This is a genomic window from Methylobacterium variabile (genome assembly GCF_001043975.1).
Lineage (GTDB): Bacteria > Pseudomonadota > Alphaproteobacteria > Rhizobiales > Beijerinckiaceae > Methylobacterium > Methylobacterium variabile.
Genome location: NZ_LABY01000034.1, coordinates 15,987 through 42,861, shown reverse-complemented (window position 1 = coordinate 42,861; position 26,875 = coordinate 15,987). Strand labels below are relative to the sequence as shown.

Genomic DNA, 26,875 nt, shown 5'->3' with positions numbered 1-26,875 from the left:
GGCGGCGCGCACCGAGGCCGCCTGCTCGGGCGAGAGCGCCTCGAGGCGGCGGGCCGCCCGGACCAGGAGGGCAATCCGCCCGAGGCCGAGGGCCAGGGCCGCCTCGGGCCGGGGCGCGCCGGCTTGTGGCGCCGCCGCGATCAGCCCCGGCAGGGCGCGCACCCGGCGGGCGAGGCCGGCGGCCTGCCCGTCGACCAGACGCGCGGCCATGCGGTCCCAGAAGGCGTAGGGCTCGGTGCGGGCGCTGGCGAGGCCGCGCCGCATCAGGTCGCGCAGCCAGAGGTCGAGCTCGTCGAGGGCGGCGCCGACCTTGTCCTCGCGGGCCTGGCGGCGCCTGGCCTGCGCCTTCTCGTCGACGGGCTTGGCCGGCTCCTTCGCCCGGGTCTCGGCCGCGGCGGCGCGGCTCTCGCGCCCCTTCGTCCAGGCGGCGACCCAGTCCGGCGGCTCGGCCTCGGCCAGAGGGGAGGCCGCATCGACCAGCATCAGGCCGAGGCCGTGCTTGCAGGGGAACTTGCGGCTCGGGCAGGTGCATTTCGAGACCGGCCCGGCGAGATCCGCGACGGCGCGATAGGGGCTCGCGCCGCTGCCCTTGATCTCGCCCCAGATCACCGATCCGGTCCGGCCGAGGCCGCTCCATTTCTGCGGTTTCGCCTGGTCCTGCCCGGCCTTGCGGCTCGACGCGTCGGGGGCGAGATCGAGAATTTGCGCAGTCGTCAGGCTCATGCGGCGGGTCGGTCGGCTGTCCGTGCAACGTGTCTGGCGTGATGCGCAGTCTGCACGAAATGATGTCCCAGGCAAGCTTGGCCAGAAACCCAAGGTCATTGGTCGCTGCACTTTACATCAATTCCAAGGGTGATCTTGGAGGTCCGGCGCCGCGTCGATTGCCGGCTAAGGCATGCGCATTCGGAGCCGGCGATCGTCTTGTGCACGTCTCAGGACGGCGTCCCGTTGTGTCATGATCCCGCTGACCGGACGGTGTTGTCCGGGCGTTGCACGAGACTGATGAGCGGGCCCACAACCCTATTCCAAACGCCCACACCCTTTCCCGGACGACTGAAACGGAGTGGAAGGAGATCCGGGAACCAGCCGTAAGACTTGCCGCGAAGCGGCTCTGCCCATGGCAACGTTGCAAACCAGCGGTCGCTTCGCGAGTTCTTGTGCTGGCTTCAGGATTTCCTTCCGCTGACGCGCCAGTCGTGCAGGCCCGTTCCGGTCCCGGAACGGGGGAGGCCTGCGATAGGCGATCCGCTTTGCGACACCGATCACCCACCGACGTCGCATGCCGTTGAGAAGACTGGATCGATCTGCTGAGTGCATTGATTTCCGGTTCGTCGGACGATGCTCCGGCGTGGCTGCGAGCACGCTCTGCCTGCCGGAGACGCGAAGGGGCGACCCCGCAGGGCCGCCCCTCCTCGATCAGGACCGGATGAAGTCGGCGATCACCGCCGGCGCTGCCGTGTCGAAGCCGACCACGTCGAGCATGCCGGGATCGTCCGGGTCGGCGATGCTGAAGCCGTTGGAGACGAGCCCCACGACCACGAGCTTCGCCGGGATCCCGGTCTTCTCCCGGTACTCCCGCAGGGCCTGGACCGGGTGGAGCGGACCGACCCAGGTCTCCGAGTCCGTGTAGACCACGAACGCGTCGGCCTTGACCTCCTGCTTCAGCGCCCAGCGCATCGGCAGCGAGCAGTCGGTGGCGTCGAACGGCAGGTTCGCCGTCGCCGCCACCGCCTGATCGAGCCGCATCGAGGGACCGATCGGCAGCGGCGTCAGTCCTCCGCTGAAGCCGAGGACCTGCCAGTGCTCCTCGGTCGCCGCGGTGACGAGGGCCATCGCGGCGGCCGCCTCGCGGGCGGTCAACGCGGACCCCGCCACGGTGCTGCACCCCATCGAGCCCGAGACGTCAAGCGCCAGCACCAGGCGCTTGCCGGTCGGCTCGACCGCCGCGAACGCGGTGTAGAACGCGGCGTTCAGCGCCTCGACGGTGGCCGCCACGGGCTCCCAGGCGAGCTGCCCGCGCTGACCGCGCCCGGAGGCGTAGGTCTTGAGCGCGAGGAGCAGCGCCATCGGGTGGAGCCGCGCCCGGAGGATGCGCTCCCGGTCCGACAGTACCGCCCGGACGCGCTCGGTGCCCTCCGAGAAGGGCGCGAGCGCCCCCGCCGCCGTGAGGCGGCCGAGCTGGCGCACCAGGGCACCGACCGGCATCCGCTCGATCAGGGCCTCGTTCACGGCGCGGCTGCGCATCAGCTCGGTCGGCAGCGCCTCCCAGGGCAGGTTGTGCGAGCGGATCAGGGCCGCGGCCACCGCCCCGTCGACGTCCGATGCCTGCACCTTGGTGAAGGCGTGGACGATCTCCGGGACCGCCTCGGCCATCCGGCCGCGGCAGATCCAGTCGAACAGCGCCTTCCGCGCCGGCTCGTCCGTCTCCGGATGGGCGAGGCGCAGGAGGTCGCGGTGGGTCCAGCCCTGGCGCGCCCGGTACTTCACCGCCTGGAAGGCCAGGGCCTCCACCGGGGCGGCGCAGTACCAGGTGCCGACCGCGCGGCGCAGGGACCGGCCCCAGCCGCGCGTCGCCTCGACGGCGCCGGCGAACTGGAACAGGTGCGTGCCGGTGCGGCAGACCCGCGGCAGGGCGGAGAGCGCGGCGCGCCGCGTCGCCAGGTCCGCCGAGGCGGCGGCGAGCGCGAGGGCGAAGATCGCCGGGTCCTGCTTCGGCGCCCGTCCGGCCTCGCTCACCGCCACGATCGCCGCGACCGCGCGCAGGCCGTCCTCGGCGATGCAGCGTTGCACGGCGGCCGCGTTCCCGGCGGTCAGCGCCCGCGGGCTCGCGTAGTAAGAGCCGCCCTCGGAGCCGAGCACCAGGAAGCGGTCGAGCCGCGCCCAGTCGTCGACCGCGAAGGCGTGCCCGCCGGCGGAGTTCGGCACGGTGCCGGGAACCGGCTCCGACTGCGGGGTGCGCCGGAGCGACAGCATCTTGGCGTACTTCATCATCGCGCTCTCCTCTCGTCTCTCCTCTCTCCATCGCGGCCCCGTGGTCGCTCTGCGACGTCGCGGACCGGTGGCTCTTGGCGGCGCGCGTCGTCGTGCGGGAGCTTGCGCCGTGCGGCGCCGTCCCCCGCCGCGTGGCGCGGCCGGAATCGTGGTCTCGTGTCGGACGGCCGGCGGGCGGCCGTGCGGGCATGTGTTCGGGACAGGTCGTGCTCCCGGCTCACGCCGGAAGGGCAGCTCGTCCGCCACCCGAGCATCGGGCCTCGCGGCCCGTGGGATTCGAACCCTCACCTTTCGGTCGACCAGATAACCTGTCCCGGCCGGCCCGCACGGCCGTGCTCTCGTCGCGTCCTGCCAATGTCATCAACTGTCAAGCGAACATGACGGCGTGGGATCGCCGGCCGGACATGGTGGCGACGAAGGATCTTTTCCGGTGCTCTGCCTTGAGCTACGGACGTTGTCAGTCCGGCGGGACTTGCACCCGCACCCCCCGGATTACCTGATAACCTTCACCTGCCGGCCCGGCCGGGCCTCGCGGTCGTGGTATGAGGGACGGTGAAAGGCGCTCTACCTGCTGAGCTACGGGCCTTCCGGCCCGGCGGGATTCGAACCCGCGACCACCTCCTTGGCAAGGATAACCGTCCCTCTCCGGCCCGCGCGGCCGAAGAGGATCCACGCGCCGTCGCGGTCCTGCGGTCATGGTGTCGGGAACGGGTGCTGAGCTACTGGGACCTCGCGGCCCCGGCGGAACTCGAATCCGCGACCTCCGCGGGCGAACCCGCGGCGCTCTCTCCGATAACCGTCCCCTGCCGGCCCGCAGGGCCGTCAGACGCGTTCACGTGATCTGGGAAAATGTCGGCATCACGCCGACCGGTGGTGCGCTCTCAGCCCCTGAGGCCGGCGCCTTCCCGCTGCGGCCGTGACGGCCGCATCAGCCCGGGACGGGCGAACGCGGCGACGTAGAGATCGTCGTGCTGTTTCATGCCATGCTCCGTCCGAACGGGGCTGCGGGGTGGCGCGGGCGTGTCGTGTGACGCTCGGGGCAATCCAGGGAAGGGATAACCGAGTGTCTCCGGCCCGCGCCGGTGAAGATCTGTCGGTCTGCCGGTCATGTACGAGCAAGGCGGACTAGGCATTGCGCCCCGAGGCTCGCTTGCCGCGACGTCCAGGATGGTGCGGTAACCTTGCATCACCGGCCCGGCAGGCCGATGACCGGGTGGATACGGCCCCGCCTTCCCTCCGTCAAGCCGAAACTTGAAAATTCTTTCAGCTTCGGTCATCTCCAGATCCATGATCACATCTGCCCAGATCCGCGCCGGGCGCGGACTTCTCAAATGGACCCAAGGGGTTCTGGCGAGCCGCGCCGCTCTCTCCGTCGTCACCCTGAACATGATCGAGAGCGAGCAGGTCCAGCCGCGCAGCCGGACCCTGGCGGCGATCCGCGCCGCGCTCGAAGGGGAGGGCATCCGCTTCGTCGGCGACGCCGAGGACGGCTACGGCGTCATCCTGCGGCCCGCGGCGAAGCCGGCGCCCGCCCCCGAGGGGATGATCCTCGCGGGAAGCGCCGGTCGGCAGAAGAGCGCCGCACCCGAGGCTTGAGCGGACGGGGCGCGGGCTCCGACCCACGCCATCACCGACGCCATCGACGGGCGAAACCGCGTCTGGCCGGCCCATGCCCTCCTCGACCACGGGGAGCGCCCGCGCGCCCCGGGACGAGACCAGGAGAAACCCGATGCCGAACCGGTCCGGCCATGAAAGCCCGTCCCTCATGCCCGGGAAGGCCGCTCCCGGCCCAGGCGAGACCATCGACCTGCCGGCGACGCGGCTTCGGCTCGCGGGCCTGCTGCTCGCCTCAGGCGGCTTCGCTGCCGCCTGCGCGTGGATGCTCCTCGCCGCGCCTAGCAGCCCCGCATACGCCGTGCCGGGCAGCCTGAAGCAGTTCTTCGTCGCCTGTGGCCTCGTCCTGTTCGGCCTCGGCATCCCGCTCGTCCTGCGCGAGCTGCTGCGGCGGGGCCCAGTGGTGTCGGTTTCGGCGGAAGGCCTGTTCGACCGCCGTCTCTCGACCGACTGGATCCCGTGGCACGCCATCGCGGCCGTGGACGAGGTCGCGATCGGCAGGCAGGGCTTCCTGCAGCTGCAGGTGCGGCCGGGCCTCGCCGATCATCTGCCCTGGACCCGCCGCGGGCGGTGGCACACGCGCCTCAACGGCCTGTATGGCGGCGGCTACTGGATCGCCGGGCAAGGCGTGCGGGGCGGCACCAGCGCGGTGCTCGACGCGATCGCACGGGTGCGGGCGAATCGGGTCCGCTGACGTGTCGTCAGTGACTGCTTGATCCTCTCAGCATTGTTTGAACTGACCGACAGACTCCATCTCTCCGACGTCATTCCGGGGCCGCGGAGGGTGTCGTATGCATCGTCCGCCGCCCGGTGCGGGGAATTCAGTCGGGCAGGCGGTAGCGCTGCGCGAGGGCCAGCCGGCCTTCGCGAGGTCGGCACTGGCCTGGATGCCCTCGGTCGGGAGCGTGCACCACGCGCCCGCGGTCGTGCCGGCCCCGTCTCCCGCGTCCGCAGCGTACTGCTCGGCGAAGGTGAACAGACCGTCGCCGCGCTTCAGGATGACGATCCGCCGCGTGGGATGAAGCAACGACGGCACGTCGACCGCTTCCAGCTCCTTGACGACCTGCACGCCTGGCCTCCCTCCGCAGCGCCCACCCCTCAATCCGGGTTCGTGAACACAGAGCCACCGATGAAGGCCATCTCGCGGTCCAGCTGCGGCGGGCTCTTCTCCGAGCCGTAGGCGAAGAACAGGCGGCGGCTGCGCCCGTCGGCACCGGTGAGCGTGAGCGTGTGCCGGTCGAGGCTGTAGCGCCCGCCCTCCGGCGCACGCCGCCGACCCACCGCGGACCCGACCCCGGTGGTCGCACCGGAATTCGTCGCGCCGACCGAGCCGCCGCGGCCGTAGGTGCCGTCGGAGCGGAAGTCGTAGCGGCTTGACACCGCGATCATCACGTCGCCGCCCATCGCGCTGTTGCCGCCGCCCGACATGCGGCGGTAGGAGCGGGCGATCGTCCGCTCGCCGCTTTCCGCCGGGTAGGCCTTGAAGAACGAGCCCTCCTGGAGCCGGTATTCGTCCGGCTTCCCGCCCGTGCCGGTCAGCACGTACGCGTCGCCGGAGCGGGTCCAGCGGCCGAAGCGGCGCGGCTTGGCGGCCCGCTCGGCGGCGAGGTCGACGTCCTCCAGGGCGGCATCGTCGATCTCGTAGAAGCTGCCGTCGCGAAACAGGATCAGCGGCTCGAACTCGATGACGACCATGCCGCCGACACCGACGCCCGTCGTGGAGCGGAAGTAGACGCCCTCGACCTGCTCCCAGTTCGCGGCGTGGCGGGGTTCGGCCAGCGGCTCGGCCGCGGCGGGCGGCGCGACTGCGGCGACGGATGGCGGCGCCTCCGCCGCGGCCCGGGCCGCGGGCGCCCTCCGGCCGCCTTTTCCGACCAGCCCGTCATCCGTGAGGGCGACGACCCGCAGCTTCGCCGGGGGGATGAAGTCCTTCGGCAGGGTGGCGACGAAGCTCGGCACGATCCCGAGGCGCTGCGCCGCCTGCCAGCCGGCATGGTGCAGGACCGTGCGGAGCTTCACCTGCTCGGCGAAGGCGGCGCGGGTGGCCGGCTGCGACAGGGGCGGCTTGTCGGCCATCGGCGCCACCATCTGGCGCCGCACCGCCCGGAGCGCCGCGGCGCTGGGCTCAGCCTTGGTGTCGTTGGCGACCATCCATTGCAGGATGATGAAGGCGGTGAGCACGTCGCCGGCATCGTCCGCCCGCAGGTCGGTATCGGTGAGGAAGCTCCGGAAGATCGCGTCGTAATCGTGCCGGGCCATCTCCCGGGCGACCTCGGCCGCGGCCAACGGGTTGGTGGCGCGCAGCTCCCGCACGTGGCGGGCGACCGTCGCGGCCCGCAGCTCCGCGCTCGAGGCGAAGGGCAGGGCCGGCGCCTCGGCGCCAGGCGACGCCGCGTCGCCGCGCCCGGCCCGGGCGGTCTCGCCGACCGACTGGCCGCCGATCTGCGCGCCGAGGGTCTGGAATTGCTGCTGCTGCATCCCCTGGAGGATGCCCGCGCCGACGTCCTGGGCCGGCGCCGCGGCGGGCAGCAGCGCGACGAGGGCAGCGGCGACGGGGATCGTTCGGGTCATGGTGCGCTCCGCGCTCGGGAGACGGGGGAGGGGGTGGCCGGTCAGCGGCCCGGCCCCGGTTCGGTGCAGGCCGCGAGCGGCAGCCGCTCCAGCCGGAAGACGCGGTTCTGCGCGTCAGGCGGAACGAAGCGCCCGGCCCGGCCGGCGGGCGGGCAGGCGGCGTCCGGGCTGAAGCCCGGGCGGGCGGCCACGGAGCCCGGCTCCCGTGAGGCCGCGTCGTCGTTGACGATCTCGAGGCGGCCGTCGGGCAGGGCCTCGACCGCGAAGCCGCCGGAGCAGCTCGCCTCGCGCCCGCAGCGGCGGATCCGGCCCTTCACCTCCGCGCAGCCGACCTTGCCCTGAGCGCTCGCGCCGTCGGAAAAGTCGACGCGCAGCGTCAGCGTGAGCTCGGGATCGACCTGGCCGGAGGCGGCGCGAAGCCCGATCAGGTCGCGCGACGAGCCCCAGAGGTGAAGGCCGGTCACGACCTGGCCCGGGTGGCGGGCGAGATGAGCCGCGTCGTAGCGGCGCGCGTAGCAGGCGCCCGCCGGCGGGAAGGCGCGCTCGGCGACGAGGCCGGCGGCCCGCGCGCCGCCCGCGACGGGCGCCGCGGCGAGCATCAAAGCCAGGGCAGGGGCGAGGAGCCGGCTCACCGCCGCCGCACCCCGAAGAGCGCCAGCACGCCGGCGACGGCGCCGCCGATCAGCGACAGGGCCATGAACGGCAGCAGCGGGATGACCAGCCAGCCCATCACCATCATCGTGTAGAGCGTGCCGCCGATGTCGATGCCGGCGATCCGGCAGGGATGGGCCCGGGCCTCGTTGACCTGGCACCCCGTCAGGCGGGTGACGATCAGCGAGAGGGCGAGCAGGATCGCCGGCATCCAGACGATCAGCAGGCCGAGGAGGACCATGCGCCTGTCCCATCTCCGCCACGGCGCAGGGCGCGGCCGCCGCGGGCTCATCCACGGGCTCATTCCCTGGCTCCCAACCGCCCGGCCTCGGCGCAGGAGCGCCAGGTCCGCTGGTAGCCGGCATCGCCGGGCCGGCCGTAGCACCACCCCGCCGCGGTGAGCCGCCGGTCGAGGGCGTCGCGCCGGGCGCAGGCCTCGAGCGTGGCCGGGTCGTCGCCGCGGCCACCCCGGCAGGCGCTGTTGAGGGCGGCCCAGTCCCGCAGCAGACCCGGCGCCTCGCCGGACGGTCCGGCCCAGGCCGCCGACGTGGCGGCGAAAACGAGGGTGAGGGCCAGTCTCATGGTGCATCTCCGGGCTTTGCTTCCGCCCGGCCGGGTCGCGGCGGGCGGGTCCTGCGCGTCTCGTCCCGAGCGGATCCCGGCCGCCGGCCGGTCAGCTCATCCCCGCGATGTCCAGGAGCTCGGCGGTCCGCCGCTCGTCGTGGATGCGCAGGCAGGTCAGGACGGCCGGGTTGCGGCCCGTCCCACCGGTGAAGGTCACCGGCACCTCGCCCTCGCAGCGCAGCCGCACGTAGGCGCGCCACGCCTTCTGGGTCCGCGTCAGGATGTCGAGCGCCGCCGCGCGGTCGGCGTCGGGGATCGTGCGGCTGGCCGCCAGGGCCGCCCGCGCCTTCCTGAGCGCCGCGCGGACCCGCGCGGCGCTGTGGACCGAGAGGTCGGACAGGCACAGGACCCGGTCGCCGGACTTCGCGCATTGCGGCGCCCGATCCTCGATGTCGATGAGCCCGGCCGGCGCAGCCGAGGCCGGACCACCCGCGACGGCGAGGCCGAGGAGCGCGGCGGCGATCGGGGCGGCTGCACGGGCCATGGGTCGCCTCCGCCCTCAGCGCAGCGCGACCGAGGCGGCCACCCGCTCGGCCCGGGCCAGCGCGTCGGTCCGGGTCGCGTCGGCGAAGCCGACCACCCGCAGGTAGCGCGCGCCGTCGAACACCATCGTCTGGGTCAGGCCCAGGGCGCGGCCGTTCCTCGTGTCGGTGCCGGTGCCGCGCAGCCGCACCACGACGGCGTCGCCGCGGGTGGTGCGGGCCTCGTCGGTGATCGCGACGTCGCTCAGGTCCTTCTGGGTCGTGAACAGCCGGCGGGCGACCGCGACCTCCGTCCCCGCCTGCATCGGCGCCTGCCCGAGGGAGGGCGCGACGATCACCACCGGCTGCTCGCGCGCGGGATCGACGTCCTTCGGCCCCTCGGTCAGGAGCAGCCCATTGCCGGCGAACACCGCCAGCAGCCGGTAGCCCGCCATGTCGCCGACCGTGTAGGGCAGGGCGCCGATCTGCTCGGAGAGGCTCGCCTTGGTCCGGAACGCGATGCTGCGCAGGGCCGCCTCGACGACTGGCGCCGGCACCTGCCGGGCCGCGGCCTCGGGCACCTGCACGGTCACGAGCCCAGTGCCGGCGCTGCCCCGCACCACCGCGACCCACTTGGCGTAGGTCTGGCCGTTGGCCCCTTGCGTGCCGCGCAGGACGAAGCCCTCGCCGCCCGCCGCCGCGAGCGCCTCGCGGCCGCCCTTCACGGCAAAGCCGGTCGGCGCCAGCGCCTCGGGGGTGAACCGGCCGTTGATCTGGTCCCAGGCCTCCGGCGGCATCTCGACCAGGAGGATCGAGGCGCCGGACTTGTGCTCGAACCCGGCGAAGCTGTTCGACACCGTCATGCCGGCGGGCGGCGCGAGGCCGAGGGCGCTCGCGGGCGGGAAGACCGGCTCGGGGAAGGCCGCAGAAACGAGGGCCGGCAGCGCCAGCGGCGCGGCGACGAACCCCGCGAGCAGGCGGCGCAGCACCGGCCAGCTCCGGGCGAGACGAGCGTGGAGACCGGACGGCGGGTCGCGATCCGTCATGAGGATTGCCTCTCCGATGATGATGCCGGGTGGACGGCCGGGATGCTCAGCGCGTCGCGACGCGGCTGATCACGAAGGTGTTGCCGGAGAACTGGACCTGGCCCGGCGCGCTCATGTGCTCGAGCATCAGGCGGAGGTTGCGGCCGAGCCGGGCGGAATCGGAGCGGGTCTCGTACCAGTACTCGGCGGCGGAGCCGCCGGCGCGCACCGGGCGGTGGTGCTCGTAGCAGCGGAACGCCGCCATGTACTCCTCCGCCGCCTGGACTTCCTGGGCCGAGAAGCCGTTGAGCCGCACCACGTAGGCCGTCGGCAGCCCGCCGCAGGCCTCGGCCCCGGGCGCCGCCGCGACCGCACCCGACGGCGCGGGGCCGGGGGCGGCCGCCGCGCCGGGCTCGGAGCCGCGGCGCGGCGCGATGACCCCGTCGAGCTTCGCCGTCAGCGCCGCCGCGACGTCGCCGGCGATCACCTTCGCCTCGGCGCCGACCCGCTCCAGCAGGCACTCGCGGTCGCAGGCCTGCGGCAGGGGCGGCAGCTGCACCCCGGCGACCTCGAACGAGCCGAGAGACTGGCCGGTGCGCACGTTGAGGAGCCGGCCCGGGATGCGCACCTCCGGCCGCACGATGTCCGAGTAGGCCGACTTGGAGGCCGAGGCGTAGATCTGGAACACCGCCACCACGTCGAGGGGCGGGTTCTGCACCGCGCGGGCGACCTCGATCAGCTCGGCGTCCCGCCGGCGCACCCGGTTGGCCTGGGTGAAGCCCATCGCCACGGCCGTCTCGTCGTAGACGTTGTAGCCGCGCAGGTTCATCGTCTCGGAGAGTTCGGCGATCACCCGCTGGAAGATGCGGTTGCCGCGGGGCACCGAATCCTCGTCGGAATCCTCGCCCATCACCACGATGGTGGGCTTGGGCTGCGCCAGGGCCGGGGCGGCGCTCCCGAGGAGCGCGAGGCCGAGCGAGAGCGTGGCGAGGGCGGCGCGGCGCGCGGCGGCACGAGAGGGCAGCATCGTTGTCTCCTTGAGGGATCGGATCACTCGGAGCAGGGGAGCGGCGTCGGCGCCGCGGCGAAATCGTCGAGGTCGAGGGCGACCCGCAGGCGCGGGTCGGCGAATGGTGGGCCGGCGCAGGCGGTCTCGGCCGCTGGCATGACGAAGCGGAGCGCCCCGTGGCGGGCGGGCGCGATCAGGCTCACCTCGACCCGGCGGTTGACCCGCGACAGCGGCGCGGCCGGGTCCTTCGGCCGGCTCGGGCCCCAGCCGTGCACGCGCAGCCGCTCCGGCGCGATGCCGTAGGTCTCGACGAGGTGCGCCCGCACCGCCCGGGCCCGGGCGAGGGACAGGCGCCGGTTGTGGGCGGGGGAGCCCGCCGCGTCGGTGTGGCCGGCGATGAGGAAGCCGTGGCCGGCGAGGTCGCGGGAGGCGAGCGCCTGCCCCAGCGGCTCGAGCTGGATGCGCGCCTCCGGGGTCAGGCGGGCGCTGTCGTAGGCGAAGAACACCGTGAGATCGACCGTGCGGGCCGGATCGACCCGCAGGGCCGGCCCGCCGTCGTCGGGCGCGACGGCCCGCGCCGGGACGCCGGGATTGCCGTCGGCGAAGGGCGCGAGGGACCGGATGATCGCGGTCGCCGAGGGGTTGCGCGCGTCGGCCTCCGCCTGCCGGCCGGCCTCGCCCGCCGCCCTGTCCGTTGCATCCTGGGCCGGGCGGACGCCCGGCGCCTCGGTCAGCGGGTTGGCCCGCGCCGCGCCGCCGAGGGCGACGACGAGGCCCAGCGCCAGGGCGAGGCAGGAGCGGCCGAGGCGCCGCCTGACCGTCCGGCGCAGGGCCGTCTCCTCACCGGCAGCCGGCAGCCGCGCGGGCGCGTCGTCGATCCGCATGATCCGCTCTCCTCGCTTCGCGGGCCTTGCTCCGGCCCCTCACACCCCGTCCATGGACGCTCCAGAGCGACTTTCGCCGCTCCGCCGGATTCTTTTTTTCGCGGGTTCTTCTTGCCGACGGGATCAGCGCCCGCGCAGGATCGCGTTCATCCGGCCCGGATCGAGGGGGCCGTCGGCTGGCGGCGCGGCGGCGGGCGCCGCGGCGGGCTTCGGCGCGGGGGCCGGTGGCGCGGATGCCGCGGCCGCGGCGGCCGGCGGGCCCTGGCGCGCGGCGATCTCGGCGAGGACGCGGCTCTTGCCCAGGATCGCCGCGAGGCGCGTCGCGCTGTTGAAGCTCGACGGGTCCTTCGGGTCGAGGCCGCCCTCCTTGTGGAGCGCGACGCCCGCGACCGAGGCGTCGTACATCAGCGAGCCGGAGGAGCCGCCGAGCGTGTCGCAGCGGTGGCGCAGGTCCGGCCCCTCGCCCTGCTCCTTGAGGGCGAAGCAGCGGAAGCGGCTCATCACCTTCGGCCGGCCGAGCGGGTGGTGAATGACGAGCATCGAGCGGTTGCCCGGAACAGTCTCGCCCGAGAGGCGGGCGGTGCCGTAGGTCGCGGTCGGGTTGCCGGCGGCGCGGGCCAGCGCGTAGTCGAGGCGCGCGTCAAACTCGACCGGCTTCGGGTCGACGTCGAACCGCCGCGAGTCCTGCCCGTCGAGGGTCAGGTAATCCATCAGGATCGAGGCCTTGACCGGGGTCAGGTCACCCGATTGCGGCAGGCAATGGTGGTTGGTCAGCACGTAGTCGCCGGGCAGGAGCGCCCCGGTGCAGGAGGCGCCGACCATCTGGCCGGTGCGGGCGTTCCTGAGCACGATGTCGACCCGGCCGACCGGCCGGGCCAGCGCCGCGAGGCCGTCCTTGGGATCGAGCTCGGCGATCGGCTCGAACGCGCCCTTGTTGCGGTCGACATAGGCCGCCGCGTCGCCGGTCGTCTGACGCAGCGGCAGCTGCGCCCGTCCGTAATCCGCGGGATCGAACCCGACGCTCTGCGCCCGCGCGGCGCCAGCCGCAAGGAGCGTCAAGAGCAGGGCGGCTGCGCCCCAAGTCGTCGTTCCAGTCAAGGTCCCCCTTTTGGTCGAGCGGCGTATCCGGTGGCTTGTGGCCATCGCTGTTCTCCTCTCGGCGGCGGCTTTATGCCGGGTGTCGGGCGCTGCGTCAAAGGAAGTCGATCCCGGACGGCGCCGAAATACTCACGGGACCAGCGCGTGAGTGAGCTGATCGCCAGGGCCGGACGCCTCCGCTGTCGCCTGGACCGTGTAGACGAGGTTCCGCCGGGCGTTCTCGCGCAGGAAGTAGGCCTGCGCGCCGTCGGGCAGCCGGGCCGGCGGCAGCGCCGCGGCGGCGAGCTCCGGACCGACCGCGACCCGCGTGCCTGGCTCCGCCGGGCGGAACGCGAGACCGCAGAGGTCCGGCGCGAGGCGGCTCGCGCGCAACCGGCCCGGCGCCTCGACGGGGACCGGGCGGCGCAGGGGCGGATCCGCCCCGAAGACGACGCGGCGGCAGGACGAGCCCGCCGGGGCGGCGAGCTCCTCCACCACGGCGGCGCTCGCCGGTGCGGGCGCCGGGGCCGGATCCGGCCGGGGCTCGGCAGCGGCGACGACCGGCCGGTCCGGCTCCGGGGCTGGGCGACGCGCGACGACGACGGCCGCCGCGACAGCGAGGCCCGCGCAGAGGGCCGCGACGAGGATCGCCGGGCCCCGCCGCGGCCGCGGGGCGGGGGCGGGCCGCACCAGGGCCGCGAGGGCCGCCGGTACGCTGGCGCCCGGCAGGATGCGGGGCAGGCGGGCCCGCCCGAGCGCGCGCAGGACCCGCTCGGCCTCCGCCGCCTCGGGCCCCTCCGGCAGGAGGACAGCGAGGTCGGCCTGCGGCGCCGCGGCCAGCAGGGCGCGGGAGCGCTCGATCTTGTCGAGGAGCGCGTAGTCGCCGGGCAGGATCGCGAGGTCGAGGTCGACCGCGCCGGTCGCCCACAGGACGAGGTCGGCCTCGGCCGGTTCGGCGGTGAGCCCGTGCCCCTGCGCGACGAGGCCGTGGGCGAGGCAGACCGGCACCTCCCACGAGCGCCCGGCGTCGAACGAGCCGCCGAGGCGCAGCTCGTAGGGCCCCGTGACCCCGCCCGGCAGGCGCGACAGCGGCCCGCCCGCGGCGGCGAGCCGCGCGTAGTCGCCCGACCAGGGCAGGGGCCGGTAGTCGCCCGCCGCGAAGGCGGCGGAGGCCGGCAGGCCGGGGCGGGGCTTCAAGCTGCGCAGCACCAGCGGCCCGCCCGTCGTCGGCACCACGACCAGGATCAGGGCCGGATTCAGGATCAGGGCCGGATTCATGCCGCGATGCCGGTCATGGCGGCGTGACTGACCGGGCCGTCACAGCAGGAAGACCGCGCAGGCCGGGTCCCCCAGCATCGCCCCGAGCCGGACCGCCTCCGGCACCGCCGGGTCGAGGGCGACGAGGATCGCGCCGTCGACGGGGGGCGGCAGGCCGAGCCGCACCGTCTCGTCGCCCAGCATCGCCTCGATGAGCCGCGGCGGCCGTGCCTCGCCGCCCGTGAGCACCAGGAGCGGGGGCGCGTCCTCGGTCGCGGCCAGGATCGCGAGGGCGAAGGCCCCGACGCGGCGCGAGGCGACCTGCCCGTCGGCGGCCGCGACCGCGAGCGGGGCGTGCGCGACCGCCTGCCCGGCGAGGAGCGCCCGGTAGCGCCGCGCCGTCCCGGAATCGTCGCGGATCGCCCGCACCACCGCGAGGTCGACGGGCGCGCCCGGCTCGCGGGTGGCGTGGGCCCAGAGCGCCGCATGGCCCGGGCGAGTCGCCGCCCGCTGCCCGTGGCTCGGGGCGGAGGCCCGCACCAGGGCGCGGGCGGCGTGGATCTCCGCGAGCAGGCGCGCCGCCTCGTCGCTCACGCGGTCGCCTCCGCCGCGTAGGCGTCCGCGAAGGTGCGGGCGAAGACGTCCCGGTCCGCCGCGAAGGCCGAGTCCAGCGGGCGCTGCCGGGCGAGGCCGGCGATCGCGCGGGCGAGCCGGCCGGCCTCCTCGGCGAGCCGCAGCAGCGCCGCGTCCGCGGCGGCGAAACCGGCCGCGAGACGGTCCGGGTCGTCGAAGCCGGCGCGCCGGACCCGCCGGATGTCGGCCAGCGCCGCCGCGAGGGTGCTGCGCACCTCCGGGGCGAGGTCCTCGGCGTCCGCCGGCACCCGGAGCGCCGCCGCGATCCGCAGCATCCGGTCGAGATGCGCCGACAGGGCCGCGACCCGCTCGGCGAGGGCTCCGTAGGGCTCGGCCTCGGCGCAGGCGACGCGCTCGGCGATGCCCGCTCCCCCGCCGCCCCGGCGCAGCCGGTTGGCGAGGCCGGACTGGACCCGCCCGAAGCTCGTCGCCCGCAGCGTCGTGAGCGGGCGGGTGCGGTGGAACGGCTCGAGGCGCAGGAGGTCGGCGAGGTCGTCGCGCTCGGCGCCGGTGAGGATCTTCGGCCCCTCCGGCAGCTCGGCGAGGAGGACTGCCAGGGTCTCGGACGGCTCGGCGGCGGCGAGGTCGGCGAGCGAGGCGTCGAGCCGCTCCTCCCAGCCCTCGGCGGCGTCGAGCGAGGCGGGGGCGGCCAGCCCCTCGAGGCCGCCGAGCAGCGACGAGGCGGCCTCGAAGGTCACGAAGTGCTCGGCGACCGTGCGGAAGCCCGGGCGGTCGTCGCCGCTCATCGCGGCGCGCCAGAAGTCGAGGATATCGTCGTCCGTGAAGGCGCGGCGCCCGTCGAGGAAGCCGAGGATGGCGCGGAAGCGCCGCTCCAGCGGCGCCAGGGGCAGGTGCGCGGTGCGATAGGCGGCGAGGTGGCGCGCCAGGCGCCGGCCGAGCTGGGCGGCGCCCTCCGCGTCGGGCGCGGCGGCGAGCTCGTCGAGCCAGCCCGTCACGGCGGCGAACTGCGCCAAGTCCTCCGCCGTCAGCACGAACTCGGCGAGCGCCAGGAGCCGCGCGAGGCCGGCCCAGGTCGTGCGCCAACCCTCCGCCCCGTCCCGCAGGGTCGGGCCGCGCCCGTCGACGGCAGCGGTTCCCCGCGCCTGCGCCCCCGCAAGGCGGGTCTCGACCTGGTCGGCCCGGGCCAGCCCCGGATCGAGGGCGAGGGTGACGAGGTCGCGCCCGTCCCGGGCACCGGTCAGCGCCGCGAGGGCGGCGAGGGCGTGGGCAAGGTCCCACAGGGGCTTGTCGCGGTTCGGGCGCACCGCGCCGGTCACGACCCGGGCGAGCCAAGCCCGGTCCTCGCGGGAGAGGTCGCGGCCCTCGCCGACATTGGCGAGGTCGGCCGCGCAGCGCTCGTCGTATCCGCCGGTCATGCGCCCGCCTGGTCCCGCGTCTCGCCGTCGCCCACCGATACCGCCCGCCCGGACATCCGTCACCCCTCCGCCGCGGCCGCGCGCCGCCCCCTGCCGCTCTACTGCCCTGCCGCCGTCAGCGGCCGACGATCCGCGGCGCCACCGCGCGAGCCAGAACATCGACCTGGCGGGACGCTGCCGCGGGGCTGCCCGCCAGGGCCCGGATCGTCAGGAGGTCGCCGTCGCGCAGGATGACCGCGGTCGCGCCCGCGCCCGACCCGGCGGTGTAGGCGCTGACCCAGCCGACCGCCGGGGCCACCGACAGCGCGGACAGCCGGCAATCCGGGCTCCTCGACCGGCAGATCGCCTCGAGCTGGGCCAGGGAGGTCCGGCCCGCGCGGACGCGCTCCTCGGTCCCGTCGGCCTGGCGGCCGAGCAGCAGGTCGATCATCGGCGCGCCCTCGCAGCCCGGGCACATCAGGGTAAGCCGCTGCGGCTCGGCCCGGGCGACGAAACCCTCGCCGAGCGCCGCCTTCGCCTCGCCGGCGACCGCCGTGAGGTCGCGGATCGCGAAGCCCTCGGCCCGTGCGGGCACGGCCGCGAGGCAGAGGAGGGCGACGATCAGGCTGCGCATCGGGCAATCTCCTGCGGGTGGCGACGGTCGCGCCTCACCGGACCACGATCCGGGCCGTCGCCTCGGTCACGCCGGGCGTCGCCCGGATCTTCTCCACGAGGTCGAGCACCTCGGGCGGCTGCAGCAGCCGCGCATCCCCGTCGGCGCCGGGCGCTGCCGCCAGCCAGCGCTCCGCCAGCTCCGGCGGCAGGCCGCCGGCGACGCCGAAGCAGGCGAAGAGGTTCTCGAACGGCTCGCCGGCGACGATCTCGTCGAGGCCGTAGCCGCGCGGGTAGCGTCGGACGTCGCCGGCCGCGAGGGGCGCCAGGGAGGCGGGGTTGCCGCGCACCGGCAGGGCCACGAAGGCGGTCTCGTCGGGGGCGACCACCCAGCAGTAGAGGCTCTGGCGCGCCCGCGCATCGATGCGCAGCTCGACCCGCTGCCCAGCCGCGAAGGGCGTCGCGGTGGCCGAGACCGCGAGCCGGCCGCCATCCGTCCGCGCCGTCGCCGCCAGGTGGTCGAGGAAGGGGCGGGGGGTCGGATCGCAGCCCAGGCCCTCGATGCCGATGCGCCGCCGCCCGGTCGGCGCCAGCACCGCGCCGTCGCGCCCGAACTCCACCTCCATCCACGACTGGCGGTCGCGGTCGGTGAGGAAGCGCCCGCGCGCCGTGACCGGGCCGGCGCAGGCGGTGCCGCGCGGCTGGCGGCGCACCTCCAGCCGCGCGCCCTTGAGGATGCGGTTGGCCGAGCGCGCCTCGGCGTCGAGGGCGATGACCAGACGGTCGGTGAGCGCGCTCGCGCAGGTCGAGTGGCCGCTCTCGGCCACGAAGGGGCAGACCTCGACGGCGCTCACGTTCGGGGCGGCCTGCCCGAAGGCCTTGACCGCCCGCTCCATCTCGGCGTCGACGTCCGCGACGCCGGCCCCGACGCGGATCGACACCGTCACGGGCTCGCTCGTCGCCTTGCAGGCGGCGCTGCGGGTGATCGCCTGCAGGCGCAGCGCCACGGTCTCGCCGGCCCGGCGGGGCTCGACCAGGAAGACGCTGGCGTCGCCCGCGAAGGCCGCGCGGATCTGCGCCTCGGCCTCGGGGCCGGACAGCCCGCTCGTGCCCTCGCGCAGGGCCTTGACCCGCACGACGTCCGCCGCCGCCGCGAAGCGCACCCGGCCGGTGGCCTGGAGCCGGCTCTCGAGCGCGAGGCGCACCTCCTCGGCCTGCTCGCGGGACAGGGCGGTCTGGCCGGGCTCGACCCCGACCACGGCGAGGGTCAGGTCCGGCCGGCCGGCGCAGGCCGCCACCGCGTCGAGGAAGGGCGCGAGGGCGTCGGTGCCGGGATCGGCCCGGGCCGGAAGGGCGCCGGCGAGGGACGTGGCAAGAGTCGCGGCGAACGCCGCGGCGAGAAGCCGGCTCATTCCGCCTCGTTCGCCTTGGCGTACTGGTCGAGGGCGCGCACGAAGACCGGGTTGAAGCGCCCGTCGACGGCGCCGGGGTAGTAGTCGGCCTGCTTGATCGCGCGCTGGACGGTGCGGATCGTCTCAGGCTTCAGCTTCTGCGCCGCGGTGTCGGTGGCCGAGACCGAGGCGGCGCCGATCTCGCCGCGCTTGAGCGCCCGCATCACCATGTCGGAGGCGCTGACGCCCGGGAAGTAGCGGCCGTAGCCGTTGTCGATCAGGGTCGCCATCGTGGCCATCGCGACGGGGTCGCCCTTCTCGGCCGCCTGCCGGAACAGGCCGAAGCCCTGGCGCAGGTCCTTGGGGAAGCCGTAGGCGCCGGTGGCGTAGTGCGGCACGAGCTTGCTGATCGAGGCGACGTCGCCGCCCTCCACGGCGCGCTTGTAGAGCGCGACGGCCTGGGCCTCGCTCTTCGGGATGCCGTTGCCGTATTCGAGCATCCGGGCGGCGTTGGCGAGCGCCACCACGTTGCCGGCCTCGCCGGCCTGGCTGTAGAGACGGAACGCCTCCGTCTGCGAGCGCTTCACGCCCTGGCCGTTCTCGTAGAGGGTCGCGAGGTTGTTCATCGCGGCCGTGCTGCCGGCCTTGGCCGCCCGGTCGTAGGCCGCGAAGGCCTCCTTCGACCGGTCGGCCCGGTCGTAGGCGCGGCCGAGCTGGTAGGCGAGGCGGCGCAAGGACGGGTAGGCGGCGGATGCGCCGCGGCAGGCCTCGATCGCGGTGGCGGCCTCGATCCGGCCGTACTTCACGCCCGCGACCCCCTTCGGCCGGTCGGGATCGTCGGTGCCGGCGGAGAGCGCGTCGCAGGTCTTCACTCGCGGGTCGCCGTTCGGGTCGGCGCCGCCGAGGTAACCCTCGGCGAGGCTCCGGTAGGCGCAGACCTCGGTGCAGGAATCGAGGTAGGCCTGGTACTGCCGCTGGGTGCCGAACTTCGTCCAGTTCTCCTGGTCGATCGCCGCCGCATGCCGGCGCCGGCCGGCGAGCAGGCGGTCCATCGCCTGGGGCCGGTAGGCGCAGACCTCGCCGCAGGTGCCGACATACGCCTCGAACGCCTCGCGCGTCCCGAGCTGTTCCGCCCGGCGCCACGCCGCCTCGTCGCGGACCGCCGCGACGCCCTTGGCGACGGCCTCCACGGGCAGGGAAGCCTTCAGCACGATCGGCGCGTCGTCGATTTCAGGCACCTGCTCGCGCCCGGAGACGCGCCGCGCCGCGTCCTCGACCTCCCGGCGCAGGTAGCGCTTCAGCTCCGGCCACTGGACCTGCCCGTCGCCGTCGCCCTGCTGCTCCTTGGCGTCGGCGAGCCCCGAGACGCCCATCAGGAAGCGGCTGGTGAGGAGGCCGAGCCGGTTGGCCTCGTCCCAGTTCGCCGGCGTCGCGCCGGAGGTGGCTACCAGCCGCACGATCCCGCTCTCGGTCTTCGGCCGGGCGGGCGCGAAGCCGGGAGCGGAGACGGCGAGCAGGCTCTCCCCTTTCCGCCCGGTCTCGCCGGTGAAGCAGGCATCGACCATCACGACGAGCTGCCGCTCGGACCCGATCTTGCGCTTCACGAGGTCGAGGTTGCGGTAGAGCGTCTCCAGCAGGTAGCCGCTCTCGCCCTGGTTCGGGTTGCCGTCCTCCGGCAGCAGGAAGGGCTGGCGGCTGGCGAGGTCCGGCACGCCGTGCCCCGAATAGTAGACGAAGACGTTCGACCGGCCCTCGCGCACGCTGCGCCAGAGGCGGCCGGATTGCGGATTGCGCTCGGTGCCGAACACCTGGTTGAACTCGTTGAGCGTCGCGTCCTTCAGGACGAAGACGTTGCTCTCGCGGTAGCCGAGGCGCTGGACGAGGTAGGACCGCATCGCCTCGGCGTCGTTGTGCGCGTAGTCGACCGGCACCGTCTGCTTGTAGCTGCGGTTGCCGATCACGACGGCGACCGAATCGCCGTTGTCAGCGAAGTCCGGGGCGTCCGCCGCGGCCAGCGCCCGGCCCGGCGGGCCGAGGAGCCCGGCGAGCTGCGCCAGAGCGAGCTGTGCCAGGACGGCGACCACGAAGCGGGCGCGGCGCCCCTGCGTCGCCGGGATCGTGGCCTTTGCCGTCATGCGCGTTCTCCTTGACCGAAACGGCGGGAGGCGGTCTCCCGGGGTGGTGCTCCCACGAGGGCCGTGCGGCGTCGCGCTCCGGCCAGGACGAGGGGGGAACCTGAAGACGAAACCCGGCCGTTGCATGGCGCGTACAGTCCATCCTCCGTCATCCGGCGATCAGCGCGAGGACGATGCTGAGCATCGCGAGGTGGAGCGGCGAGAGGCAGGTCAGCATCGCGGGCCTCCTCACGGCAGGTAGAGGCCGCGGCCGCACCGGCGCACCCGCCGCTGCTCGACGTAACCCGTGTAGCGGTTGAACACGTCCACGGTGCGATAGAGGCAGTACCGCCCGGAATTGCGGCCGTTGTAGTAGACCCCGCCGTTGTCGAGGTCGACGCCGATGAACTCCTGGTTGCCGCGGCGGCCGGCTGCCTCGGCCGCGTCCTGCTGCGCGAGGGCCGGTGCCGCGCTGCCGAGCAGGCCGACGACGGCGAGGATCGAGATCGTTCTCATGTCGCATCTCCCGGTCGGGCGATTGCCGCCCACACCAGGGCCATGGGCGGGCCAGACCGGGTTTCGTGGGCCTCGCGGGCGATCTCCCGAAAAAATTCCGCGCGGCGGGGGAATTGCACGTCTTCCGTCGCCGGACGGGCCGCCCCTGTCCAGGAAACCCGTAGCGCGGCCGGACCGGCTCGCATAAGGACCGCCATTCGGAGCTTTGCCGCCCGGGGTTACGAGGGGAAAAAGACCATGGCTTCACGCAGGGACATCGCGTCGCTCTTGGGCAGCGGCGCGCTCGCGGCGGCGCTCGCGCCGATCGGGACCGCACAGGCGCAGACCCCGCCCGCCCCGGGCGAGAACGCCTTCCAGCGGATCCGGCGCACCAAGAAGCTCCGCATCGCCGCCGCCGTCGGCACCGAGCCCTACTACAAGAAGGACATCGCCACGGGTCAGTGGTCCGGCTTCTGCATCAGCATGGCCCAGGACCTCGCCAAGGTGATGGAGGCGGAGCTCGAGGTCATCGAGTCCACCTGGGGCAACTCGGTGCTCGACCTTCAGGCGAACAAGATCGACATCATGTTCGGCCTGTCGCCGGCCCCGTCCCGCGCGCTCACGGTCGAGTTCACGCGGCCGATCATGAACAACACGTTCACGATCATCGCCAAGCCGGACTTCGAGCCGAAGACCTGGGCCGACCTGAACAAGCCGGAGGTCCGCGTCGCGGTGGACATCGGATCGTCGCACGACCTCTTCGCGCGCCGGGTGCTCCCGAACGCGACGCTCGTCGCGCTGAAGACGCCGGACGAGGCGCTCCTGTCCCTGCAGTCGAATCGCGCCGACTGCGTCATCCAGGTCGCGATGCTCTCGCTGGTGACCGTCAAGAAGAATCCCAAGCTCGGCAGGATCACCGTGCCGACCCCGGCGCGCGCCCAGCCGACCTGCGCCGGCGTCCGCCCCGATCCCGATCCCCGGTTCCGGACCTTCGTCGACAACTGGCTCGAGTACAACCGCGGGATCGGGTCGCTACGGAGCTGGATCACCTCCAGCCTGGAAATCGTCGGCATCCAGCCGCAGGACATCCCGGCCGAGATCGTGTTCTGACGGGAGCCCGGCGCGCCGGGCCAGCCTTGCTCCGCCTGCGGGCGCCGCCACGCGGCCGCAGGTCCCCGACCGTCGCCTCCGGCAGGAGCGCCCGGTCGGACCGACCTCAGGATTCCCCAATGCCTCCGGATCGCTCGCCCCCGCTCGGCATCATCATGCTCGACACCCGGTTCGAGCGGCCGCCCGGCGATGTCGGGCACCCGGCGACCTGGCCCTTCCCGGTCCGCTACGCGGTGGTGCGCGGCGCGACGGCGCGGCGGGTGGTCGGCGGGCGGGATGCGGACCTGATCGACGCCTTCGTCGAGGCCGGCGAGGCGCTGCGGGCCGACGGCGCGGTCGGCCTCATCACCTCCTGCGGCTTCCTCGCCGCCCGCCAGCGGGAGCTCGCGCACCGCGTGTCCCTGCCCATCGCCACGTCGAGCCTGATGCAGCTGCCCCTGATCGAGCGCTGCCTGCCCCAGGGCCGGCGGGCCGGCGTCGTCACCTACGACGCCGCGGCCCTGACGCCCGCCCATTTCTCGGAGGTCGGCGCCGATCCCGCGACCCCCGTCGCGGGCCTGCCGGCGGACGGACGGCTGCGCGGCCTCATCGAGCGCGACGAGCCGTACGACCACGCCGCGCTCCGCCAGGAAGTCCTCGCGGCGGCCGGACGGCTCCTGTCCGAGCAGGACGGCATCGGCGCGCTCGTGCTGGAATGCACCAACCTCCCGCCGTTCTCGAAGGCCGTCTCCGAGACGTTCGGCTTGCCCGTCCACGACGTCGTCACCCTCGGCCGCTGGCTCTACGCGGGCCTCGTGCCGTCACCATTTCAGCAGACATAGCGGAACGCCGTCGATGCCGTACGAGTGGGATTTCTCGTTCCTCATTCAATACAGCCGGTTGATCGCCGTCGGCGCCGCCTACACGATCGGCTTCACGATCCTCACCGCGATCTCCGGGTTCACTGTCGGCGGCCTGATCGCGATGGTACGGCTGTCGGGCACGAGGCTGGTGGCGCTGCCGCTGATGGCCGTCATGGAGGTCTTCCGGTGCACCCCGGTCCTCGTGCAGCTCGTCTGGGTCTACTACGCGCTGCCCATCCTGACCGGGGTCGAACTGGCGCCGAGCACGGCCGCCTTCATCACCCTGACGCTCTACGGCGCCTCGTTCTTCGCCGAGATCATCCGGGGCGGCATCACCTCCATCGACCTGGGCCAGTGGGATGCCGGCCGCGCGCTCGGCATGCGGCGGGGCGCCTTGATGCGGCGCATCGTGCTGCCGCAGGCGCTCAAGCGCATGATCCCGCCCCTCGTCAACCAGGTCGTCCTCCAGCTGAAGAACACGTCCCTGCTCTCGGTCCTCGCCGTGCCGGACCTGCTCTACCAGGGGCAACTGATCACCTCGGCGACGTACAAGCCGCTCGAGACCTACACGATGATCGCGGTCATCTACTTCATCATCCTGTTTCCCCTGACGACCCTCGCGTACGGCCTCGAGAAGAAGCTCGCCCGCTGACGCCGCCGAGCGGCCGCCTGCCGATCCCAGGAGCACCCCCACGATGACCGACACGGCGATGATCGAGGTCCGGCACGTCAAGAAGTCCTTCGGGACGCTGGCCGTCCTGAAGGACATGTCCGTGACCGTTCCGCGCGGCGGGGTGGTCTCGCTCATCGGCCCGAGCGGCTCGGGCAAGTCGACCCTGCTGCGCTGCCTCAACCTGCTCGCCATCCCGGACGAGGGCCGGATCCGGATCGGCACCCACGTCATGGAATTCGGCAAGGGCCACCGGATGCCGAAGGACCGGGACTTGGCGGCGTTCCGCTCCAAGGTCGGGATGGTGTTTCAGAGCTTCAACCTGTTTCCCCACATGTCGGTCGTGCAGAACGTCATGGAGGGACCCGTGACTGTGCTCGGGCGAGGCCGGGACGAGGCGCGGGAGGACGCCCTGCGGCTGCTCGACAAGGTCGGTCTTCGGGACAAGGCCGAGGCCTATCCGGACCGCCTGTCGGGCGGCCAGAAGCAGCGGGTGGCGATCGCGCGGGCGCTCGCCATGAATCCGGAGGTCATGCTGTTCGACGAGGCGACGTCAGCTCTCGATCCGGAGCTCGTCGGAGAGGTGCTGACGGTCGTCCGCCAGCTCGCGGCCGAGGGCATGACCATGGTCCTCGTGACCCACGAGATCGCCTTCGCCCGCGACGTCGCCGAGACGGTGATCTTCATGCGCGACGGCTACGTCGTCGAGGAGGGCCCGGCCCGGCAGGTCATCGACGCCCCGCGCGAGGCGGCCACGCGGACCTTCCTCAGCCACTTCCACCGCGGGACCTCATCCCCGGCACCGGCGTGACGGAGGTCGCGCTCCGGCGGGCGTGGGCGGACAACGTCGTGCGGAGATAAGGGGATGGTGGGCCCGGCAGGACTCGAACCTGCAACCAGACCGTTATGAGCGGTCGGCTCTAACCATTGAGCTACAGGCCCCTGCGTCGCGAGCTTTAGGAGAATCCCCGGTCATCGTCCAGAGGCTGCGCGGCCCGGCGGGTCCGTGTCGGCGGCCAGCACGCCGAGATAGGTCTCGACCACCCGGGCGTCGCCCTGGAGGGTGCGGCTGTCGCCCTCGAGCACCACGGTGCCGCCGTCGAGGACGTAGCCGTAATCGGCGATCTGCAGGGCCGCGCGGGCGTTCTGCTCGACGAGAAGGATCGCCACGCCCTCGTCGCGCAGGCGGCTCACGGTGCGCATCACATCGGCGACGATCAGGGGAGCGAGGCCGAGGCTCGGCTCGTCGAGCATCAAGAGGCGCGGGCGGCCCATCAGCGCGCGGGCCATGGCGAGCATCTGGCGCTCTCCGCCCGAGAGGGTGCCGGCATGCTGGCGCCGGCGCTCGGCGAGGCGGGGGAAGAGGCGGAACATCTCGTCGATGTCGCCGCCTCCGGGCTTGCCGCGGAACCGGAAGGCGCCGAGCCTGAGGTTGTCCTCGACGGTCATGGTCGAGAAGAGCTCGCGGCGCTCGGGGATCAGGCTCAGGCCCTGCGCCACCCGGGCCTCGACGGGAAGGCGCGTCAGGTCGCTTCCCTCGAAGCGGATGACGCCGCGGGCCGGCAGCACCCCCATCAGGGCGTTGAGCAGCGTCGTCTTGCCGGCGCCGTTGGCGCCCAGAACCGTGACGAGGCGGCCCGGCGCGACCGTGAGCGAGACGCCGCGCACCGCCTCGACCTTGCCGTAGGCGACGGAGACGCTCTCCGCCTCGAGCATCGGACCGGTCATGCGGCGCTCCCCAGATAGGCCTCGACCACCGCCGGGTCGCGGCGCACCGTGGCCGGTGCGCCCTCGCACAGCTTGGCGCCGAAATTCATCACCACCAGCCGGTCGGCGAGCCCCATCACGAAATCCATGTCGTGCTCGACGAGCAGGATGCCCAGCCCCTCCTGGCGCAGGCGGCGCAGGAGGTCGCCGAGCGCCTGCTTCTCCTGATGGCGCAGGCCGGCGGCCGGCTCGTCGAGGAGCAGCAGCGTCGGGCCGAGGCAGAGGGCCCGGGCGATCTCGACGATGCGCTGCTGGCCGAGCGCCAGGCTTCCCGCCGGCAGGTCGCGGCAGGCCGACAGGCCCACCCGGGCAAGCTGGCGGTCGGCCTCGGCGAAGAGCGCCGCTTCCTCGGCGGCGTCCAGCCCGAGGGCGCCGCGGACCGGGCCGGCCGAGCCGCGCAGGTGGGCGCCGAGCGCCACGTTCTCGATCACCGACATACCGGCGACGAGCTTGACGTGCTGGAAGGTGCGGGCGCAGCCGAGCCGGGCGATGCGCCGGGCCGGCAGGCCGGCGACGTCCCGGCCGGCGAGGCGCACCGCCCCGGAGGTGAGGCGGGCGACGCCGGTGACGAGGTTGAAGGTGGTGCTCTTGCCGGCCCCGTTCGGCCCGATCAGCGCCACCACCTCGCCGGCCGCGACCGAGAAGCCGATGTCGTTGACCGCGACGAGGCCGCCGAAAGTCTTGCGCAGGTTGGCGGCCTCGAGCAGCACCGTGCCGGGGGCAGCCGTCGGGCGGGGCGCCAGGGGCTGCGCGGCGGGCCCGCGGTCCGGCGGCGGGGCGACGGAGCGGCGGGCGATCAGCGGCCACAGGCCGTCAGGGGCGCGCTGGAGCATCAGGACCAGGAGCACCCCGAACACGATTGCCTCGAAGTTGCCCTGGGCACCGAACACCAGGGGCAGCACGTTCTGGAGCTGGTCCTTCAGCACCGTCACCAGCACGGCGCCGAAGACGCCGCCCCAGATCGAGCCGGCCCCGCCGATCACCGCCATCAGCAGGTACTCGATGCCGGCATTGATGCCGAACGGCGTCGGGTTGATGGCGCGCTGGATGTGCGCGTAGAGCCAGCCCGACAGGGCCGCCAGCATCGCCGCGTACACGAAGGCGACGATCTTCACCCGCGCCGTGTCGACGCCGAAGGATTCCGCCGCCACGACCCCGCCCTTGAGGGCGCGGATCGCCCGGCCGGTGCGCGAGCGCAGCAGGCGGTGGGTCAGCCACAAGCTCACGGCCAGGAAGCCCCAGGTGAGGAGCAGCGCCTCGGCCCCGCCGAGGACCGGGTGGCCGAAGAGGGTGATCGGCGGCAGGCCGGCGAGGCCGTCGTAGCGGCCGAGGGCGTCGGTGTTGCCGAGCACGTAGAAGAACGAGATGTTCCAGGCGATGGTGCCGAGGGGCAGGTAGTGCCCGGAGAGCCGCAGCGTGATGGCGCCGATCACCCAGGCGCTGGCCGCGGCGAGGAGCAGCGCCAGCGGCAGGGAGAGCCAGGGCGAGAGCCCGCCCTGCAGGGTGAGGAGCGCCGTGGCGTAGGCGCTGATGCCGACGAACATCGCCTGCCCGAACGAGGTGATGCCCGCGACCCCGGTGAGCACGACGAGGCCCGTGACCACGATGGCCGAGAGGCCCGCATAGGTCATGAGCGTGAGCCAGAACGGCGGCACGCCGGGAAGGAAGGGGAGGGCGACGACGAGGAGCGCGCCGAGGCCGGCCAGCAGACGGGTGGGCATG

At 73.8% G+C, this 26,875-nt stretch carries 27 protein-coding genes and 1 tRNA gene; 6 read left to right on the top strand and 22 right to left on the bottom strand.

Translation table 11 applies throughout. The features are described 5' to 3' along the window. Window positions 1–723 (bottom strand): SWIM zinc finger family protein (locus VQ02_RS06050; protein ID WP_048443259.1); only part of this gene is annotated, 723 nt, incomplete at its 3' end. A 693-nt stretch (window positions 724–1,416) separates the two neighbouring features. Further along, on the bottom strand, window positions 1,417–2,991 hold the full coding sequence (locus VQ02_RS06045; protein WP_053080251.1) for a TROVE domain-containing protein: 1,575 nt from the start codon (window positions 2,989–2,991) through the stop codon (window positions 1,417–1,419). Window positions 2,992–4,278: 1,287 nt separating this feature from the next. Between VQ02_RS06045 and VQ02_RS06035 the strand changes: the two genes are divergently transcribed. Next, on the top strand, window positions 4,279–4,587 hold the full coding sequence (locus VQ02_RS06035; RefSeq protein ID WP_245239640.1) for a helix-turn-helix domain-containing protein: 309 nt from the start codon (window positions 4,279–4,281) through the stop codon (window positions 4,585–4,587). A 133-nt stretch (window positions 4,588–4,720) separates the two neighbouring features. Next, window positions 4,721–5,299, top strand: a complete 579-nt coding sequence (locus VQ02_RS06030) for an STM3941 family protein (RefSeq protein ID WP_167350713.1) — start codon at window positions 4,721–4,723, stop codon at window positions 5,297–5,299. Between the two features lie 27 nt (window positions 5,300–5,326). On the opposite strand, the gene VQ02_RS06025 is transcribed toward VQ02_RS06030, so the two are convergent. From VQ02_RS06025 to VQ02_RS05945, 17 genes are all read right to left on the bottom strand, one after another. Beyond that, on the bottom strand, window positions 5,327–5,674 hold the full coding sequence (locus VQ02_RS06025; RefSeq protein WP_048443257.1) for a hypothetical protein: 348 nt from the start codon (window positions 5,672–5,674) through the stop codon (window positions 5,327–5,329). A 29-nt stretch (window positions 5,675–5,703) separates the two neighbouring features. After that, window positions 5,704–7,176, bottom strand: a complete 1,473-nt coding sequence (locus tag VQ02_RS06020) for a hypothetical protein (RefSeq protein WP_245239639.1) — start codon at window positions 7,174–7,176, stop codon at window positions 5,704–5,706. 41 nt (window positions 7,177–7,217) lie between these two features. After that, window positions 7,218–7,808 carry a hypothetical protein gene (locus tag VQ02_RS06015; protein WP_245239638.1) on the bottom strand — a complete coding sequence of 197 codons (591 nt, stop codon included), beginning with the start codon at window positions 7,806–7,808 and terminating at the stop codon, window positions 7,218–7,220. Continuing rightward, entirely contained in the window at window positions 7,805–8,068 is a 264-nt protein-coding gene (locus VQ02_RS06010) for a hypothetical protein (protein WP_048443255.1), read from the bottom strand. Before VQ02_RS06010 ends, VQ02_RS06015 begins: the two co-directional genes overlap by 4 nt. A 59-nt stretch (window positions 8,069–8,127) precedes the next feature. Further along, window positions 8,128–8,409, bottom strand: coding sequence for a hypothetical protein (locus tag VQ02_RS06005; protein ID WP_048443254.1), 282 nt, complete (start codon window positions 8,407–8,409; stop codon window positions 8,128–8,130). A gap of 91 nt (window positions 8,410–8,500) precedes the next feature. Then, on the bottom strand, window positions 8,501–8,935 hold the full coding sequence (locus tag VQ02_RS06000; RefSeq protein ID WP_048443253.1) for a lysozyme inhibitor LprI family protein: 435 nt from the start codon (window positions 8,933–8,935) through the stop codon (window positions 8,501–8,503). A 15-nt stretch (window positions 8,936–8,950) separates the two neighbouring features. Next, complete coding sequence (locus tag VQ02_RS05995) at window positions 8,951–9,958, bottom strand: hypothetical protein (RefSeq protein WP_048443252.1); 1,008 nt, start codon at window positions 9,956–9,958, stop codon at window positions 8,951–8,953. Window positions 9,959–10,004: 46 nt separating this feature from the next. Next, window positions 10,005–10,964, bottom strand: coding sequence for a hypothetical protein (locus VQ02_RS05990; protein ID WP_048443251.1), 960 nt, complete (start codon window positions 10,962–10,964; stop codon window positions 10,005–10,007). Between the two features lie 23 nt (window positions 10,965–10,987). Then, a complete protein-coding gene (locus VQ02_RS05985) occupies window positions 10,988–11,830 on the bottom strand; it encodes an OmpA family protein (protein WP_083469079.1) in 843 nt (280 codons plus the stop codon). 123 nt (window positions 11,831–11,953) lie between these two features. Further along, window positions 11,954–12,928 (bottom strand): trypsin-like serine peptidase, encoded by a 975-nt coding sequence (locus VQ02_RS05980; protein WP_048443250.1) that lies wholly within the window; start codon window positions 12,926–12,928, stop codon window positions 11,954–11,956. A gap of 129 nt (window positions 12,929–13,057) precedes the next feature. After that, window positions 13,058–14,185: a hypothetical protein gene (locus VQ02_RS05975; protein WP_048443249.1), complete on the bottom strand. Its 1,128-nt coding sequence runs from the start codon at window positions 14,183–14,185 to the stop codon at window positions 13,058–13,060. Window positions 14,186–14,224: 39 nt separating this feature from the next. Then, entirely contained in the window at window positions 14,225–14,758 is a 534-nt protein-coding gene (locus tag VQ02_RS05970) for a hypothetical protein (RefSeq protein WP_048443248.1), read from the bottom strand. Then, on the bottom strand, window positions 14,755–16,173 hold the full coding sequence (locus VQ02_RS05965) for a hypothetical protein (RefSeq protein WP_048443247.1): 1,419 nt from the start codon (window positions 16,171–16,173) through the stop codon (window positions 14,755–14,757). The genes VQ02_RS05970 and VQ02_RS05965 overlap by 4 nt, the downstream gene beginning before the upstream one ends. Window positions 16,174–16,288: 115 nt before the next feature. After that, complete coding sequence (locus tag VQ02_RS05960) at window positions 16,289–16,786, bottom strand: hypothetical protein (protein ID WP_048443246.1); 498 nt, start codon at window positions 16,784–16,786, stop codon at window positions 16,289–16,291. A gap of 34 nt (window positions 16,787–16,820) precedes the next feature. Then, a complete protein-coding gene (locus VQ02_RS05955; protein WP_048443245.1) occupies window positions 16,821–18,176 on the bottom strand; it encodes a hypothetical protein in 1,356 nt (451 codons plus the stop codon). Continuing rightward, window positions 18,173–20,290, bottom strand: a complete 2,118-nt coding sequence (locus VQ02_RS05950) for a caspase family protein (RefSeq protein WP_048443244.1) — start codon at window positions 20,288–20,290, stop codon at window positions 18,173–18,175. The genes VQ02_RS05955 and VQ02_RS05950 overlap by 4 nt, the downstream gene beginning before the upstream one ends. Before the next feature lie 228 nt (window positions 20,291–20,518). Next, entirely contained in the window at window positions 20,519–20,785 is a 267-nt protein-coding gene (locus tag VQ02_RS05945; RefSeq protein ID WP_048443243.1) for a hypothetical protein, read from the bottom strand. 237 nt (window positions 20,786–21,022) lie between these two features. Here VQ02_RS05945 and VQ02_RS05940 point away from each other — a divergent pair, with 237 nt between their 5' ends. From VQ02_RS05940 to VQ02_RS05925, 4 genes are all read left to right on the top strand, one after another. Continuing rightward, window positions 21,023–21,874: a transporter substrate-binding domain-containing protein gene (locus tag VQ02_RS05940; protein WP_048443242.1), complete on the top strand. Its 852-nt coding sequence runs from the start codon at window positions 21,023–21,025 to the stop codon at window positions 21,872–21,874. A 119-nt stretch (window positions 21,875–21,993) separates the two neighbouring features. Beyond that, window positions 21,994–22,695 carry an aspartate/glutamate racemase family protein gene (locus tag VQ02_RS05935; protein ID WP_048443241.1) on the top strand — a complete coding sequence of 234 codons (702 nt, stop codon included), beginning with the start codon at window positions 21,994–21,996 and terminating at the stop codon, window positions 22,693–22,695. 13 nt (window positions 22,696–22,708) lie between these two features. Next, on the top strand, window positions 22,709–23,368 hold the full coding sequence (locus tag VQ02_RS05930) for an amino acid ABC transporter permease (protein ID WP_048443240.1): 660 nt from the start codon (window positions 22,709–22,711) through the stop codon (window positions 23,366–23,368). A 43-nt stretch (window positions 23,369–23,411) separates the two neighbouring features. Beyond that, window positions 23,412–24,197, top strand: coding sequence for an amino acid ABC transporter ATP-binding protein (locus VQ02_RS05925; RefSeq protein ID WP_048443239.1), 786 nt, complete (start codon window positions 23,412–23,414; stop codon window positions 24,195–24,197). Between the two features lie 55 nt (window positions 24,198–24,252). Here VQ02_RS05925 and VQ02_RS05920 read toward each other — a convergent pair. The 3 genes from VQ02_RS05920 to VQ02_RS05910 form a co-directional block, all read right to left on the bottom strand. Next, a tRNA-Ile gene (locus VQ02_RS05920) sits at window positions 24,253–24,328 on the bottom strand. Window positions 24,329–24,358: 30 nt separating this feature from the next. Next, a complete protein-coding gene (locus VQ02_RS05915; protein ID WP_048443238.1) occupies window positions 24,359–25,114 on the bottom strand; it encodes an ABC transporter ATP-binding protein in 756 nt (251 codons plus the stop codon). Continuing rightward, a complete protein-coding gene (locus tag VQ02_RS05910) occupies window positions 25,111–26,874 on the bottom strand; it encodes a branched-chain amino acid ABC transporter ATP-binding protein/permease (protein ID WP_048443237.1) in 1,764 nt (587 codons plus the stop codon). Before VQ02_RS05910 ends, VQ02_RS05915 begins: the two co-directional genes overlap by 4 nt. Window position 26,875: the final 1 nt, after the last annotated feature.

What these genes read in the sequence shown, in the direction of transcription:
- VQ02_RS06045 (WP_053080251.1), bottom strand. Translation starts at nt 2,991, where the DNA reads ATGATGAAGTACGCCAAGATGCTGTCGCTCCGGCGCACCCCGCAGTCG.
- VQ02_RS06035 (WP_245239640.1), top strand. Translation starts at nt 4,279, where the DNA reads ATGATCACATCTGCCCAGATCCGCGCCGGGCGCGGACTTCTCAAATGG.
- VQ02_RS06030 (WP_167350713.1), top strand. Translation starts at nt 4,721, where the DNA reads ATGCCGAACCGGTCCGGCCATGAAAGCCCGTCCCTCATGCCCGGGAAG.
- VQ02_RS06020 (WP_245239639.1), bottom strand. Translation starts at nt 7,176, where the DNA reads ATGACCCGAACGATCCCCGTCGCCGCTGCCCTCGTCGCGCTGCTGCCC.
- VQ02_RS06010 (WP_048443255.1), bottom strand. Translation starts at nt 8,068, where the DNA reads ATGGTCCTCCTCGGCCTGCTGATCGTCTGGATGCCGGCGATCCTGCTC.
- VQ02_RS06005 (WP_048443254.1), bottom strand. Translation starts at nt 8,409, where the DNA reads ATGAGACTGGCCCTCACCCTCGTTTTCGCCGCCACGTCGGCGGCCTGG.
- VQ02_RS06000 (WP_048443253.1), bottom strand. Translation starts at nt 8,935, where the DNA reads ATGGCCCGTGCAGCCGCCCCGATCGCCGCCGCGCTCCTCGGCCTCGCC.
- VQ02_RS05995 (WP_048443252.1), bottom strand. Translation starts at nt 9,958, where the DNA reads ATGACGGATCGCGACCCGCCGTCCGGTCTCCACGCTCGTCTCGCCCGG.
- VQ02_RS05990 (WP_048443251.1), bottom strand. Translation starts at nt 10,964, where the DNA reads ATGCTGCCCTCTCGTGCCGCCGCGCGCCGCGCCGCCCTCGCCACGCTC.
- VQ02_RS05985 (WP_083469079.1), bottom strand. Translation starts at nt 11,830, where the DNA reads ATGCGGATCGACGACGCGCCCGCGCGGCTGCCGGCTGCCGGTGAGGAG.
- VQ02_RS05975 (WP_048443249.1), bottom strand. Translation starts at nt 14,185, where the DNA reads ATGAATCCGGCCCTGATCCTGAATCCGGCCCTGATCCTGGTCGTGGTG.
- VQ02_RS05965 (WP_048443247.1), bottom strand. Translation starts at nt 16,173, where the DNA reads ATGACCGGCGGATACGACGAGCGCTGCGCGGCCGACCTCGCCAATGTC.
- VQ02_RS05960 (WP_048443246.1), bottom strand. Translation starts at nt 16,786, where the DNA reads ATGCGCAGCCTGATCGTCGCCCTCCTCTGCCTCGCGGCCGTGCCCGCA.
- VQ02_RS05955 (WP_048443245.1), bottom strand. Translation starts at nt 18,176, where the DNA reads ATGAGCCGGCTTCTCGCCGCGGCGTTCGCCGCGACTCTTGCCACGTCC.
- VQ02_RS05950 (WP_048443244.1), bottom strand. Translation starts at nt 20,290, where the DNA reads ATGACGGCAAAGGCCACGATCCCGGCGACGCAGGGGCGCCGCGCCCGC.
- VQ02_RS05945 (WP_048443243.1), bottom strand. Translation starts at nt 20,785, where the DNA reads ATGAGAACGATCTCGATCCTCGCCGTCGTCGGCCTGCTCGGCAGCGCG.
- VQ02_RS05940 (WP_048443242.1), top strand. Translation starts at nt 21,023, where the DNA reads ATGGCTTCACGCAGGGACATCGCGTCGCTCTTGGGCAGCGGCGCGCTC.
- VQ02_RS05935 (WP_048443241.1), top strand. Translation starts at nt 21,994, where the DNA reads ATGCCTCCGGATCGCTCGCCCCCGCTCGGCATCATCATGCTCGACACC.
- VQ02_RS05930 (WP_048443240.1), top strand. Translation starts at nt 22,709, where the DNA reads ATGCCGTACGAGTGGGATTTCTCGTTCCTCATTCAATACAGCCGGTTG.
- VQ02_RS05925 (WP_048443239.1), top strand. Translation starts at nt 23,412, where the DNA reads ATGACCGACACGGCGATGATCGAGGTCCGGCACGTCAAGAAGTCCTTC.
- VQ02_RS05915 (WP_048443238.1), bottom strand. Translation starts at nt 25,114, where the DNA reads ATGACCGGTCCGATGCTCGAGGCGGAGAGCGTCTCCGTCGCCTACGGC.
- VQ02_RS05910 (WP_048443237.1), bottom strand. Translation starts at nt 26,874, where the DNA reads ATGCCCACCCGTCTGCTGGCCGGCCTCGGCGCGCTCCTCGTCGTCGCC.